The sequence below is a fragment of the Pelagicoccus mobilis genome (assembly GCF_016595505.1).
In the GTDB taxonomy this organism is placed as follows: Bacteria; Verrucomicrobiota; Verrucomicrobiia; order Opitutales; family Opitutaceae; genus Pelagicoccus; species Pelagicoccus mobilis.
Map to the genome: position 1 here is coordinate 39799 of NZ_JAENIL010000019.1, position 14122 is coordinate 53920.

Annotated in this window: 14 protein-coding genes; 9 read left to right on the forward strand and 5 right to left on the reverse strand. The window is 52.6% G+C overall.

The annotated features are described in order from the left end of the window. Positions 1–11 precede the first annotated feature (11 nt). Entirely contained in the window at positions 12–1292 is a 1281-nt protein-coding gene (locus JIN87_RS11635; protein ID WP_200355735.1) for an NAD(P)/FAD-dependent oxidoreductase, read from the forward strand. A 143-nt stretch (positions 1293–1435) separates the two neighbouring features. Continuing rightward, a complete protein-coding gene (locus JIN87_RS11640; RefSeq protein WP_200355736.1) occupies positions 1436–2965 on the forward strand; it encodes a glutamate synthase-related protein in 1530 nt (509 codons plus the stop codon). Positions 2966–3027: 62 nt separating this feature from the next. Here JIN87_RS11640 and JIN87_RS11645 read toward each other — a convergent pair whose 3' ends face one another. Further along, the gene (locus JIN87_RS11645; protein WP_200355737.1) at positions 3028–4476 is read right to left on the reverse strand and encodes a protein adenylyltransferase SelO; all 1449 of its coding nucleotides are present in this window, start codon (positions 4474–4476) and stop codon (positions 3028–3030) included. Between the two features lie 64 nt (positions 4477–4540). Then, positions 4541–5998, reverse strand: a complete 1458-nt coding sequence (locus JIN87_RS11650; RefSeq protein WP_200355738.1) for a hypothetical protein — start codon at positions 5996–5998, stop codon at positions 4541–4543. Positions 5999–6179: 181 nt separating this feature from the next. On the opposite strand from JIN87_RS11650, the gene JIN87_RS11655 reads away from it, so the two are divergent. Both JIN87_RS11655 and JIN87_RS11660 read left to right on the forward strand, forming a co-directional pair. Beyond that, the gene (locus tag JIN87_RS11655) at positions 6180–6695 is read left to right on the forward strand and encodes a YdeI/OmpD-associated family protein (protein ID WP_234033362.1); all 516 of its coding nucleotides are present in this window, start codon (positions 6180–6182) and stop codon (positions 6693–6695) included. 6 nt (positions 6696–6701) lie between these two features. Beyond that, positions 6702–6950 carry a DUF2164 domain-containing protein gene (locus JIN87_RS11660; protein WP_200355740.1) on the forward strand — a complete coding sequence of 83 codons (249 nt, stop codon included), beginning with the start codon at positions 6702–6704 and terminating at the stop codon, positions 6948–6950. Between the two features lie 45 nt (positions 6951–6995). Here JIN87_RS11660 and JIN87_RS11665 read toward each other — a convergent pair whose 3' ends face one another. From JIN87_RS11665 to JIN87_RS11675, 3 genes are all read right to left on the reverse strand, one after another. Then, complete coding sequence (locus JIN87_RS11665; RefSeq protein WP_200355741.1) at positions 6996–7763, reverse strand: magnesium transporter CorA family protein; 768 nt, start codon at positions 7761–7763, stop codon at positions 6996–6998. 206 nt (positions 7764–7969) lie between these two features. After that, positions 7970–8728, reverse strand: a complete 759-nt coding sequence (gene fabG, locus JIN87_RS11670; RefSeq protein WP_200355742.1) for a 3-oxoacyl-[acyl-carrier-protein] reductase — start codon at positions 8726–8728, stop codon at positions 7970–7972. 116 nt (positions 8729–8844) lie between these two features. Then, positions 8845–9663, reverse strand: coding sequence for an SDR family oxidoreductase (locus JIN87_RS11675; protein ID WP_200355743.1), 819 nt, complete (start codon positions 9661–9663; stop codon positions 8845–8847). A 208-nt stretch (positions 9664–9871) separates the two neighbouring features. Here JIN87_RS11675 and JIN87_RS11680 point away from each other — a divergent pair, with 208 nt between their 5' ends. The 5 genes from JIN87_RS11680 to phaC all read left to right on the forward strand — a co-directional run bounded on the left by JIN87_RS11680 (position 9872) and on the right by phaC (position 14093). Continuing rightward, complete coding sequence (locus JIN87_RS11680) at positions 9872–10390, forward strand: polyhydroxyalkanoate synthesis regulator DNA-binding domain-containing protein (protein WP_200355744.1); 519 nt, start codon at positions 9872–9874, stop codon at positions 10388–10390. Positions 10391–10650: 260 nt separating this feature from the next. Further along, positions 10651–11097 carry a hypothetical protein gene (locus JIN87_RS11685; RefSeq protein WP_200355745.1) on the forward strand — a complete coding sequence of 149 codons (447 nt, stop codon included), beginning with the start codon at positions 10651–10653 and terminating at the stop codon, positions 11095–11097. Between the two features lie 38 nt (positions 11098–11135). Then, a complete protein-coding gene (locus JIN87_RS11690; RefSeq protein WP_200355746.1) occupies positions 11136–12317 on the forward strand; it encodes a thiolase family protein in 1182 nt (393 codons plus the stop codon). A gap of 52 nt (positions 12318–12369) precedes the next feature. Beyond that, on the forward strand, positions 12370–12999 hold the full coding sequence (locus tag JIN87_RS11695) for a hypothetical protein (protein WP_200355747.1): 630 nt from the start codon (positions 12370–12372) through the stop codon (positions 12997–12999). A gap of 2 nt (positions 13000–13001) precedes the next feature. Beyond that, a complete protein-coding gene (gene phaC, locus JIN87_RS11700; protein ID WP_200355748.1) occupies positions 13002–14093 on the forward strand; it encodes a class III poly(R)-hydroxyalkanoic acid synthase subunit PhaC in 1092 nt (363 codons plus the stop codon). Positions 14094–14122 lie beyond the last annotated feature (29 nt).

Below are 14122 nucleotides of genomic sequence, written 5' to 3' on the forward strand. Positions count from 1 at the left end.
CCAACAGAAAAATGAAAAAAACAAAAGTACTTGTTCTCGGTGCCGGCTTCGCTGGTATCGAATTTTGTAAGCGAATTGATGGGAGGAAGTTCGATGTGACCCTTGTCGATCGGCAGAATCACCATCTTTTCCAGCCGCTGCTCTACCAGGTAGCGAGTAGTGGCTTGGCTGTGCCGGAGATCGCTCAGCCGATTAGAGGAATCCTATCCGGTGTGAAAGGTCTGCGGATCCTGATGGATGAGGTGACTGCGATCGACTTGAAGCGGCGTACGGTCACCTGTGCAAAGCGAAATCTCGACTATGACTACCTTGTGATCGCGGTCGGGGCGGTTACGAGCTACTTCGGAAACGACCACTGGGAGGCTCATGCTCCTGGCCTCAAGACGGTGAAGGACGCAACCCGGATCCGTCAAAGCGTGCTCTATGCCTACGAGAAGGCGGAAGCGACTGAGGATCTCGCGGAGAGGCAAAAGCTGCTGACCACTGTCGTTGTGGGAGCCGGACCAACAGGTGTTGAGCTGGCCGGCTCTTTTTCTGAGCTTGCGCGCCATTGTCTGGCAAAAGACTTCCACGAAATTGAAGCGAAGAATAGTAGGGTCGTTTTGGTTGAGGCAGCCGATCGGGTGCTGGCTCACATGGATCCCGACTTGTCTCAGGCCGCTCTTCATCAATTGGAGCAGCTTGGAGTGGAGGTCCGCTTGAAGACTCGTGTTCTGGATATCCGGCGAAATGAGATCGAGCTTGAAGGCGAGACTTTGCAAGCCGGGAACATCGTTTGGGCAGCCGGTGTTCAGGCACATCCTCTGACCAGTACCCTAGGAGTCGAGTTGGATCGGGGAGGCCGCATTCCGACCTTGCCCGATCTTAGCTTAGAAGGGCATCCGGAAGTGTTCGCGCTTGGCGATATCGTAAGCTTGGTAGACACGAATGGTGTGCGTGTACCCGGTGTTTCTCCTGCAGCCATACAAATGGCTCAACATCTTGCCAAGCTGCTCAATCGAGATAAAGGAAAGCAGGACGCCAATCGACGAGATCCATTCATGTATTGGGACAAAGGGACCATGGCTACGGTTGGCCGTAGTCGAGCGGTCGCGCAGGTAGCCCGGCTTAAACTGAAAGGGTTTCCGGCTTGGCTGGCTTGGTTGTTTGTCCACCTCGTTTTTCTCGTTGGCTTTAGGAATAAGACGACGGTTCTGTTTCATTGGGTGTATTCTTATCTTACCTACAAGAAAGGGGCTCGAATCATTCACGCTCGTGAGGATATTGCTCCGGAGTTGGAAAAGAGCGATTGAGCCCTTTGTTATCGATATGACTGATGGCACCTGAGCATGCTTCAGATGCATGCTCAGGAAAAGAACTCGGCATTGGTCAATTCTGGCGAGTCATTGTATATTCGGCACAGACGTTTTGCTCTTTCACCTAACCTGACTCCGACATGACTAATCCGATTATTGCCGATAACAAACCTCACCCCGCCGCTCTAAAGAAGGGGGAAGAATACTATTTTTGCATTTGTGGGCGTTCAGCCAAGCAACCGTTTTGCGACGGTGCCCATCGTGGGACCAATTTCACACCGAAGGCATTCACTGCGGATGAGGATGGCGATGCCTATCTGTGTCACTGCAAGCATACGAAAAATCCTCCTTTTTGTGATGGCTCGCACAAGAGTTTTGGGGCGGACCTCGTTGGAAAGGAAGGTCCTGGCGTTTCGGATGGAGAGGATGCGGCGGTTGAGCCAACGGAGGAAGAACCGCATGTAGCCTTTATCCATCAACTCGCTCGGGAGGGGTTGAGCAAGTTGGGCCACCATGGTCCTATGGCTGCAATGGGGGTGCCGGCGAAGGATCTTCCCAAGTGGGATGACATCCAAATCATGGTTGCTCAGCTCGACCGAAAACCGTTGCTGGAGGACCAGGAGGTCGCGACTGAACTCGTAGTCGGGCCAGAAGCGAAGAAGCCATTGAGTCTCAAGATTCCCCTGTTCGTTTCCGACATGAGCTTCGGAGCGCTTTCGGAGGAGGCAAAGGTATCGATGGCGAGGGGAGCTGAACTGGCGGGTACTGGTATTTGCTCTGGCGAAGGGGGCATGCTACCCGACGAACAGGAAGCGAACAGCCGCTATTTCTACGAGTTGGCGAGTGCGAAATTTGGATACAAGGAAGAGCTGCTCGAACGTGTTCAAGCCTTCCATTTCAAAGCTGGGCAAGGCGCAAAAACAGGAACCGGTGGGCATTTGCCGGGGGCGAAAAATGTAGGTCGCATTTCGGAGGTTCGTGGAATACCGGAAGGGCAGCCCGCTGTTTCACCACCGACCTTCTCGGACCTAAACACTCCGGAGGAATATGCGCGTTTTGCGGACCGTGTCCGTGAGGTTTCTGGCGGGATACCAATCGGGTTCAAGTTAAGCGCTAACCATATCGAGCGTGACATTGGCTTCGCACTCAAAGCAGGTGCCGATTACGTTATCTTGGATGCCAGAGGGGGCGGAACGGGATCAGCTCCGTTACTTTTCCGTGACCACATAAGCGTGCCTGGTATACCAGCGTTAGCTCGTGCTCGACGCTTTCTTGATAGTGAGGGAGCGAGTGGTCGCGTGACTTTAATCGCCACTGGCGGTTTACGTGTGCCGAGCGATTTCATCAAAGCAATGGCGCTGGGTGCGGATGGAATTGCTGTATCCAATAGTGCAATGCAAGCGATTGGCTGTGTGGCAGCTCGTATCTGCAATACCAACAATTGTCCCGCAGGCATCGCTACGCAAAAGAAAGATCTCAGGCAAAAACTAAATGTCGCGAAAAGTTCACTACAGTTAGCTAATTTCTTTAATGCTTCGGTCGAACTGATGCAGGTGATGGCTCGGGCTTGCGGGCATTCGAGCTTGAGTGAGTTCAGCCTCGATGACCTAGCGACTTGGGACCGTGAATTATCCCAATTGTCGGGTATTTCGTACAGTGGGATTCGTTGAGCGGGTTTGATATCCAGGGTTTGAGGATGTGGAACCTGTAGAGAGAACGGCCTCTGAGTGCGTCAGGTTCCGCAGAAGGTCTGATGCACTATCTCGTGTGGTAGCGGTAATGATTCCAGGTCGGCGAAGTCATCGGATTCCGAATACGGTTTTTTGAGCGCTACAACCAAGCGATTGAATGGACTGTAATCTGACTGGTATGCCGCTTGGATCGCTTGTTCGACTCGATGGTTTCTCGGAATGCGGATCGGGTTTGAGGATTTCATTGTTTCCAATAGCCCCTCGATATCGGCGTGTTTTTGCCATTCGTTTCGCCATTGTACGAATTTGTCTGGATCCTCGAATAAGGATTCCACGTTTGAGCTGTTGCCGCCGCTCGCTAGCTCCGTGAGTCGGCGAAAGAACAAGGTGAAGTCGATTTCGTTTTTTGCGAGCAACTGCAGGCACTCCTTGATGACGGTGTCCGGAGCGGATTCAGGTAACGCGAGTTTGGTCTTGAAGCGTTCGGCGTATTGCTCCGCGAAAAGGTTGGGGAATCGTTCGAGCTCTTTTTCCGCTTTGGGGGCGGCTTTGGCGGGATCGTCATTGACGAGCGGAAGCAGCGTCTCGGCGAAACGGGTCAGATTCCAAAGAGCTATGTTCCCTTGGTTGCCCCAGGCGTAGCGGCTGTTTTGGTCGATCGAACTGAATACGCAATTGGGATGAAACGCCTCCATGAAAGCGCAGGGCCCGTAGTCGATGGTCTCGCCTGACACGGCGCAATTGTCTGTGTTCATTACGCCATGGATGAAGCCGAGAGACATCCAGTGCGGGATGAGGCGTGCTTGAGCTTCGACAACGCTTTTGAGGAGCTCAAGGTAGGGGGCTTCTGATTCTCCGGCCTTGGGGTAGTGGCGGTCTATGGTGTATTCGGCTAGGTGTTTGAGCCCTTCCACATCGTTTCGAGCGTAAAAGTACTGGAAGGTGCCGACGCGGATGTGGCTGGCTGCGACGCGAGTGAACACGCCCCCTGGGACCTCTCCCTCTTGTCGCCATACGGTTTCGCCCGTCTCGACCGCGGCGAGCGCTCGCGTGCTTGGAACGCCAAGGGCCGACATCGCCTCGCTTAGGATGTATTCGCGGATGACGGGACCGAGCGCAGACTTGCCGTCGCCGTTTCGGGAAAAGGCGGTTTGTCCGGAGCCTTTGAGCTGTATGTCGTAGCGTTGCCCGTTCTTTGCCTTGAGTTCGCCGAGCAAGAGCGCGCGTCCATCGCCCAGTTGGGGAACGAAATGCCCGAACTGGTGCCCGGCGTAAGCCTGAGCGATGGGTTCTGAGCCGTCTGGGATACCGTTGCCCGAGAGCGCGGCTAGGGCTTCAGGAGTGCTGGGCCAGTTTTCTGGGATTGAGAGTTGCTTGGCTAGCGCGTGGTTGAACTTGAGCAGCTTGGGACTGGGCACGGGGCTAGGCGTTTGACGCGCGTAGAATCGGGCCGGGAGTTTGGTGTAGGTGTTGTCGAAAGGTAGGCTCATCCTTTTGCAGAGGATGAGCAGACAATAGGAGGGACGCGGTCAAGGCAAAGCGGTTTGTCGCATTCTAGTGATCCGTTTTCGATTCGCAGTGATGGCAATGGTGCGCGGCTGCCTGGTTTGCGGCGAGGGCGCGTTCATGTTCGAGCATCATTTTGCGTTCTTCGAGTTCGCGAAGGCGGACCGACTCGATCTTGTAATCGTAGGGAATCCAGAGCTCGACTTCGGTTAATGAGTGGCGACGTTGCTGGACGCGCTTGTGCTGGATTTGCGGGACCACTTCGAAAGACTCGCCAACGCTTTGTTGGAGGTCAGCTAGTTCCTTGAAAATCGCCTTTAGGATTTCGGTGTGATGAGCTTGGGGATTGTCGAGTATCAGGGACGCGGATCCGAAGTGGACTTTGTGGATGGCTTCCGGGAGTTTGGCGGATTGGACGATGGTCCGGATTGAGGCGATTCTCTGCATTGCATCGAGGTTGCCGTTGACCTCGAATGCAACTGAAAATTGGGCTTGGGAGGTGAAGGAGGCCTGCGGTTTGGCTAGGTCACCAATTGAGTCTCCGTGTCTGAGGAGTATGCTTCCGGGGATAAAGGAGAGGCCGGCATGCGCGTCGAGCAGAGAGCGGATGGTATCTAGGGTTGAGTTCAAAACTTGGATACGTTCCTCCTCTAGACCAGATTGCGTATCGATCGCGAACTTCAAGCACACGCTATCTGCTGGCTTGATTAGCGTGACCGAGCAAAGGGGGATGGACTCGCGTAGCTTTTGTCCCTGCACGTTGGTGAGGTACGGAAGACTCGCTCCTATGTCTGATGTGGCGCGGGCTGAACGAATCATGGGGGAGATGGGGGCTTCGTAGGCGGAATTGGAAAATGGGGATTCTGTAAGAAGCAACGCTTCGCCGTAGTAGACCTTGGTTATCTCGGTATCGAGCTCCATGGCGGCTATCAATTGCCGTACAGCTGCGACTCGTTTCAGGGCGGAGAGACCGTCCTCTAGGGTGAAGCTCAAGGAGAAATGGGCGTAGGAGGTGAAGTAGGACTTGGGCTTGCTCTTCATTTTCTTACGATCGCCCTTGGACACTTTGAGCGCCCCCGGCGTGTAGTAGAGGTCGCGGTCACTTGCTGCTTTCTCGTGGATTTTGGCTAGTGTATCCGTCAGACCTTTACGTCTGTTTTTCTCAAGGTCGTCGTAATAGCCTACTGCGAATCGAACAATAATGCCGCTGGCGTAGGCGTAGTGGCTCTCGTTTGCGTCGTCGATGTCCAGGATGCTCGCCCCTGAATCTTGGAAGAACGAAGCGTCGAGCACATTGATCGCTGCTCCAACATCTTTTAGGTCGGTTTTGAGGCGTGTTCCGGCTAGGGTGTTTTTTGATCGGTACCCACTATTGCGTCCACTGCTGACTTGGAATGGGCTTAGTTCGAAAACTTCTTCCTCATCGCTGTCTTGGGCGATTAAATGGACAGGGCAGGCGTGAAAGACGAATAGGAATAGGGTAAGAGAAGCGAATAGCTTTTTCATTAGAGGATAGGGGGAGACGGAAATAGCATGGGCTACTTCGTGGGTTCACACACAATGTAGTCTGTTGGGGACTACGGTTAAGGAGAGGTAAGCTTACTCGCGATTCGTATGGGCGAATCTGTTGGATATTACGTCTCTACTTTGAAGAGGGATTCAAAAAAAGTGCGGTCGTTCTCCGTTTATGGTAATTGCAAATGCGGTCGAGTGGGCTCAGCCTTCAAACATGCAAGTGTATAAGTTCAAATCCCGAGTTGTGCGCGTGGATGGGGCAATGAATCCACACGGAATTCCAATTCCTGATGAGGTTTCTGAAGCGTTGTGGGAGTCTGCCACGAGAAGACTGCTTGTCAGAGTAAACGGATACGAGTTAAGACGTGGATTGCAGGGGAGTCGGGAGTTTGGCAGCCATATCGTGGTTGGTCTGTCGCTGCTGAGGGAAGCTGGAGCGAGCCTTGGCGATGCGGTTAAGGTGGAGGTAGAGGCGGATCCGAACGCTAACGGAATTGATGTATGTGACGAGTTGTTGATCGCCCTGGAGCAGGATAAGGCTGCGAGGGATCGATGGGAAAGCCTGACTTTGGGGAAACAAAGGGGGCTTGCGTATCATGTTGGCTCCGCAAAACGAGAAGAGACCCGCATTAAGCGGGCACTAGATATTGCTGAAAAGCTGAGGACAGGAACATTAAGCGGAGATTAGCGGAGTATGAAAATGGAGTTGAGCAAAGAAGAGGAAAAAGCGGCGGTTGAGTCGATTCAGCAGTACCTGTCCGATGAATACGGCGTCGATTCAAGCGATTTAAAGACGAAACTCCTCATGGAGTTCTTTTTGAAGGAGATCGGTCCTTTTGCCTACAACAAAGGAGTAGGCGACGCGGAAGCGTTCATGAGAGCACGCCTGGAGGATTTGTCGGGATCGTGTTTCGAGCACCCGATGACTCATTGGGAGAGATAGGATGCTGGTCGGTGCGGGACGAGCGTCGTTCCTGCCGGTCTGGCGTTAATCCTGCGGCTTGGTTAGCTTCTGTGGTTTCTTAGCTTTTGGCTTTTTAAGAATCCAGCTTCGGACGAAGAACCCAATCAGTATTCCCGCTCCGAGTACGCTCCAGAAAATAGAGGGATGCTGCTTCTCGAAGCCGTGCTTGAGGTTCATGCCTAGGAGAGTCGCGACTGCCATCACGGGGAATGTGAATGCGGCTAGGAGGTTGAGGCGGTGTTGGGCAGCGGCCATTTCCTCGGTCTTGGCGGACTGTTCTTCAGCGTTTTTCGCGACCCGGAAGTCGAGTGCTGTTTGAAGGTCCGAGAGGAGAATTTCGAAAGCTCGGGCTATGTCTTGAGAGGCGTCACGCATGCCGATGAGGAAGCGATTGTCTTGGGAGGCCTCGCGGGCAGACTGAAGCGTGTTGGCGAGGTTGGCTGATGAGCGCTTGAGAGGCGTCACTGCTTCGATAAGCTCGAATAGTCCAGATGCGTCGAGGTGTAGCGAGTAGTCGCGATCTAGCTCTTCCCAGCGAGTCCTGTAGTCGGTGATGAGCCGCTTCAGTTTCGCTTCTCCATCAGGTTTACCGTTGCACTGGAGTTTTCCATCCGGGGGAAGGAGGAAGAGAATGCGCTCGCGATTGAGGTCATCGTCTTCGGATGGGGGGCGGTGTAGAATGATGAGAAGGTGGCCGGCCTCGTGAATGGCGCGTTGAGGGCCGTAGGATTCCGCGCTGAGGCGTGATTCGATTTCCGGTGGAAGGGTCCAGTCGTAATTCTTGCGAGGCATGGGTGAGGTTTGGGATTGCCTCAATGGGGGCGTGGATGAGGGGTGAGGTCAACTCTTGAATGGGAGCGGCATGGCCCGTGTTTGCCGTTGGGATTTGATCTTGTTGTTGCTGGCAATGACGGAGCATTGCCCTCCGGAATGCAAAACAGCCCTCGTCGGGTGACAAGGGCCGCTCTGTATAGGGTAGTTAGGTTTTGAGGGTAGGATTACATGTACATACCGCCGTTTACGCCGATGACTTGGCCAGTGATGTAGCTGGCCTTAGGGCTGGCGATAAAGGATACAGCAGAAGCTATTTCCTCCGGGGTCGCCATGCGTCCCATCGGAATTGAGCTGCAGATCTGTTTGCTGACGGTTTCGGGAATTCCGTTGGTCATATCGGTTTCGGTGTATCCAGGTGAGACCGAATTGACGGTAACCCCTTTGCGGGCAACCTCGCGTGCTAGCGTCATGGTGAAGGCGTTGATGCCGCCCTTGGTAACAGAATAGTTGGCCTGTCCGAAGTTGCCGGTCTGGCCGCCCATGGAGGAGATATTGATGATGCGTCCCCAGTGGTTGTCGACCATTGCGGGGAGTAGGCCATGAGTGACGTTGAAGGGTCCGTTTAGGTTGACGCCTAGCACTTCGTCCCACATTTCGCAGGTCATCTTCAGGAAGGTGCGGTCACGGTTGATGCCCGCATTATTCACCAGGATGTGGATACATTTTTCCTTTTCAAGAAGGTCAGCCACCATCTTGTCGCATTCGGAGCGATTGGAGATGTCGGCTTTGTAGAGTTCGCATTCAACTCCGTATTCCTCGATCGCTTTTTGGGTTTCTTCAGCAGCTTCGTCCGAATGGCAGTAGTTGACTATTACATCGCAGCCATTTTGTGCGAGTTCGATGGCAATGGCGCGACCAATGCCACGGGATCCCCCTGTTACCAGGGCTCGTTTCCCCTTAAGGGGCTTAGCGGTGGGTTTCATTATCATTATGGGCTCTTTCTTCTTTAGGGATACGAACGCCGCGATCGGGATGAACGATGCGGCGTTGTAACTAGGGTGAACAGAATGTTGCTTGGAAACGCGTGGTAAGCTTGCGGTTAGGAGGCGGGACGCCAGCCGGCGTCTGCCCACAGCTCGCCGCTTACCGCGGAGTTGGTTATCATGAAGCAGATCGCGTCTGCTATTTCCTCAGGTTTGATGAGGCGTTTGAGTTGGGTTTGTGGGAGGACCTTGCTCTGAATATAGTCATCGCCGAGGGCCTGCACCATAGGTGTATCCGTAAAGCCTGGATGGATGACGCTGCAGCGAATTCCGTAGAACATGGCTTCTGCCATGAGGGTGGATGCGGCGCCTTCTAGTCCGGCTTTGGTAGATGAGTAGGAAATCTGTCCCTTGTTGCCGACAGAGGCGATGGAACCGATGAATACGACCGCCCCCTGGATGCCTTCCTCAGGGCTCCAGCGTTTGAGACCTTGGACAACGCGATCCTTGGCGATGCCGCCAATCATTTCCATGGCCCAGTAGATGGGAGCGATCATATTGATCTCAACCACCTGGCGGAACTTCTCGACAGGGTAGAGCATTGGATCGCCTGTCTCGCGATTGATCTTCACGGCGAGATCGTCTCGGGTGATCGCGGCTGCTGGGACGCAGATATTTGGCGTGCCCACTTCTTCGGTCATACTTGCGTAGACGTGTTCTCTGAACTCTGCGTTCGAAGTGTCTCCAATGAAGGGATACGCTACTTTTCTTCCCGCGATTTCGTCGCAGTTTTCGGCGACTTCAGTTACTACGTCGCTGTAGTCTACCATGGCGATCGCTTTGATGCCTTTTTCAGTGAGGTCTTTGGCCAACGCTCTTGCGATGCCGCCAGCAGCGCCGGTGATGACTGCAACTTTTTCCGATAAGTTCTCCATCGGTTTCCTTTCTCTGTAGGATTTCGGGTTTGGGGCAAATGGCGGAAAAGTGCTTCCGTCAATAGAGTGCTCGGAACATATGCCGAGCGATGGAGTCAGTCAATTTGAAGATTTTGCAATTGCAAAATATAAGGATTCTGTAAACTGAGATAAGCATCGATTATCACTTTTTAACTTTGTGTAAAAGTCGCTGCTTTGGATCTGTAAAATGAAGCTTCTAGAGATACGTAAATACCAGAACAGACGGTACTACAATACGACCGAAAGTCGTCACATGAGCCTGGAGGAAATCCACCGCAAGATCTGTGAAGGGTACGATATTAAGGTAACGGACGCGAAGAGTGGCGAGGACATCACCGCCAAGGTTCTAATGCAGGTGCTTCTCGAGTATGAGCCGACGAAACTGAACTTCTTCTCCAGTGAACTGCTTACTCAAGTGATTCGTGTTAATGACTCTATATTAAAGGAGTTCTTCGAGGGATACTTCGGAAAGGCTCTGTCGGCCTTTTCGGAATCGAAGAAGGGGATGGAGGACTTTTTGCGGCAAACGCCCTGGATGCCGTCTCAGAGCTCGAATCCGTTCGCTTCATCGTTTGGCTCAATGAATCCCTTCGCAAATATGTTTGGTGGGGCTCAGCAGGGTCAATCGGATGACGCCAGTCGATTGGCGGACGAAATTGCGGGGTTACGTAAGGAAGTAGAGGACTTAAAGAAGCAAAAACAATAGCTTCATATATAGGGAAAATTAATCCCCTATATCAGTTTGTTTTCTACTTCGATTTCGCGTTGTGCAAATGCACAAAACGCGTTGACGATCAGGTGGAGCGTGATTAGTTCCTTATCATGCTAATTCGCATGTTCGCCCTGTGCGCCAATCGTGCTCATTAGCTCTCTCGAGCCGAAGATTTTTGTAGTAGGTTCCGGTGGAGTTGAAGTTCCCGGTTGTTAACGGTGATGCAAAGGGCGTCGAACCCCAACCTATGTATCATGACCACTAAAACACCTGAAAAACCTGCTGCTGAAACTACAAAAGAAGCTTTTCAGGATGCCCTCAAGTTTTTCGAGGACGCCCTGAAATCCGGTATTCAGCTCCAAGAAGAATCCATCAAGCTCTGGAAAGACGTGCTTGATCAAGTCGGTTCACCCGACGAGTTAAAAACGAAACTCGAAGCGTTGACTAAAGACGCGGTTCCTCTGAATCGTGAACGCCTCGACAGCATTACTAAGGTATTCCAAGACAGCGCCAAGCAATGCACTGACGTCTTCAGCAAGACAGTAGGCCTTTGTCAGGTAAGCACTCCTACAGAAGGCCAGGAAAAGCTGCAGGATCTCGTTGAGACTTCCCTTACCGCGCTCCGTTCAAACGTGCATGCGGTGGTGGATATGAACTCCCAGATTACAAAGTCTTGGGACGATCTGCTCAACAGGAAGTAGCTCTTCTATCTTAATATACAACTGAATGGAGGCCCACCATGTTACGCGATGTTTTGATAGCTGGCAGCGCTCGGACACCTGTAGGTAGTTTTGGAAGCGCATTTGCAAACGTTAGTGCAGTTGATCTAGGAAAGGTTGCGGTCAAGGCGTCCTTGGATCGCGCAGGAGTTCCTGCGAGCGAGGTCGAGGACGTGTTAATCGGAAATATCCTAAGCGGCAGTTTGAAACCAAACGCCGCCCGTCAGATAGCGGTAGGGGCAGGAGTGCCTGTATCCGCCAACGCAACTACGGTAAATAATCTCTGTGGTTCAGGAATGAAAACCATCATGATGGCCGCCCAAGCCGTGCAATCGGGGGACTGCGGCGTCGTCGTTGCTGGTGGAGCCGAGAACATGTCTCGCGCTCCCTATCTGCTCGAGCACGCCCGTGATGGCTATCGACTGGGAAATGGAGAAGTCTACGACTCAATGTTGAGAGACGCTTTGATCGACGCTTTTGATGGCTCGCATATGGGCCTCTGTGGCGATAAAGCTGCAGAAAAGCGAGGCTTTAGCCGTGAAGAACAGGATGATTACGCCATTTCGAGCTATAAGCGCGCTTTGGCGGCGACTGAAGCGGGCGAGTTCGCCAGCGAGATCGCTCCTGTTGAAATCGCCGATCGAAAAGGACGTATCACAGTAGTTGATACGGACGAAGAACCACAGCGGTTCAACGAAGGTAAATTTAGGGCGCTGCGTCCTGCGTTTTCCAAGGAAGGCACTGTTACAGCTGGGAATGCTTCCAGCATCAACGACGGGGCCGCCGCTGTGGTGATTCTCTCTCCTGAGAAAGCAGAAGAACTCAATGCGAAAGTTGAGGCAAAGATTGTAGGCTATGCTCAGCACGCGGACGATCCTGAGTGGTTCACGCTCGCTCCCATTGGAGCCTTGAAGAAACTGCTCGAAAAGATCGATTGGGACGTTGGTGAAGTTGATCTGTTTGAGATCAACGAGGCGTTCTCCGTTGTGCCCATGGCTGCAATACAGGAGCTCGGTATTCCCCGCGAAAAGGTCAATGTGCACGGTGGCGCTGTTTGTATCGGACACCCGATTGGCGCGAGCGGTACGCGCATCGTTGTGACCTTGATCCACGCCCTGCAGGAAGCAGGTAAGAAAAAAGGTATCGCTAGCCTTTGCATAGGTGGTGGCCAAGCGGTCGCTATGGCGATTGAGCTAGTGTAGAATAAAGGTAAGAGCGGCGTCTTCCATTCGTGGAGACGCCGCAAGCTGGACTATGAAGATGGACGATAATTTCAAAAAGTCATTTGAGAGAGCTACGGCTCTGCAGAACCTCTGGGTAGATTCCATGACTGGCATGGCTAAGTCTTGGAGTGATTATTCGCCAAGCAACGATCCTGGAGAGGAAATGAAGAAAGCGCGTCAGCGTATGCTAGGGGCTATTTCGAAATCCTGGGAAGACTTCATGCGAACCCCTGAATTCCTCGATATGATGAGGGAATCGATGGGGCAAGCCGCAAGCTGGGGCGCCCAAGCCAAGGCAGGCGCGAGCCGCATGCATGAAACAATGGGGACTGCTTCAAAACAGGATATCGATGGTGTCTTGCTTGCGATCCGCCATGTTGAAAAGCGTGTACTCGACCGTTTGGAAACCTTGCAGGATTTGATTGAAGGCTTGGAAACGGATCTGAGTTCCTTGAACGAAGAGCACGCCGACAAGATTAATGACGCCTTTCAGGAAGAGCTGGTGAAGAAGCTTAGCGCGATCGAACGGACCTTGAGTAAGAAGGCAGCTCCTGCTGCTCGCCCACCTGCGACAAAAGCTCCGGCTAAAAAGGTAGCGGCTAAGAAGCCAGCAACCAAGACGGCTCGCAAAACCGCAACTAAAACGACGAGGAGGAAGTGACAATGGTAAGTTCTTCAGATCAGGAATTTGACGTACTCGCATGGCAAAAGTCTCTTGTTGAGGAATCTTTCGCCAACATGCGCCGTATGGCGGCATTGCCTTTCTTGCATGAGAAGGCTCAGAAGGTGCGTAAAGGTGTAACTCCAAAGGAAGTTGTTTACGAAGAGGACAAGCTCAAGGTGTACCGCTACATCGGCAAAGGGCCGATTAAGCACAAGACTCCCTTGGTGATCGTGTTCGCCCTCGTGAATCGTCCCTACATCGTCGACCTTAAGGAAGGACGCAGCGTGGTGGCAAACTTCGTGGACGCAGGTTTTGACACCTACCTCATCGATTGGGGACGTCCTAACCAGTCAGACCGTTTCTTGACCACCGACGACTATGTCAACGGCTACATCAAAAACTGCATCGACTATGTGAATGAACGGTGCGGTACCAAACAAGCTAACGTGCTTGGTTATTGTATGGGGGGAACATTGAGCACTATGTTCACTGCTCTTCATCAAGACGTAGTCAAGAATCTGATACTTCTCGCAACGGGGATCGACTTCGCTACGCGAGAAGGTTTGATCAATCTCTGGGCGGACGAGAAGCACTTTGATGTAGACGCGTTTGTGGACACTGTGGGCAACGTGCCAGCCGAGTTCTTGCAACAGGCGTTCTTGATGTTGAAGCCGGTTCAAAACCTTATCGAGAAACCTCTCAGCTTCTGGGAAAACATCGAAAACGACCGTTTCGTTGACGACTTCCTCCACATGGAAACTTGGTTGAACGATAACATCGCCGTTCCGGGCGAAGTTTATCGCGAGTTTGCAAAGTACTTGTTCCAAAAGAATCTGCTGACTCAAAACAAGTTCCCCGTCGGCAAGCACATCGTAGATCTGCGCAAGATTACTTGCCCCGTACTGAACCTGATGGCGACCAACGATGATCTCGTTCCGCCTGCCCAAAGTGAACCGCTCAATAAGCTGATCTCTTCGAAAGACGAGAAGATCATAAAGTTCAAAGCAGGGCACATCGGTCTCGCGGTTGGCGGCAAAGCTCAAAAGCAGCTTTGGCCAGAAGTCGTAGACTGGCTAGCGGAAAGAGATTAGCGGAAAAGCGCACCCTCGCTCGTGTATCT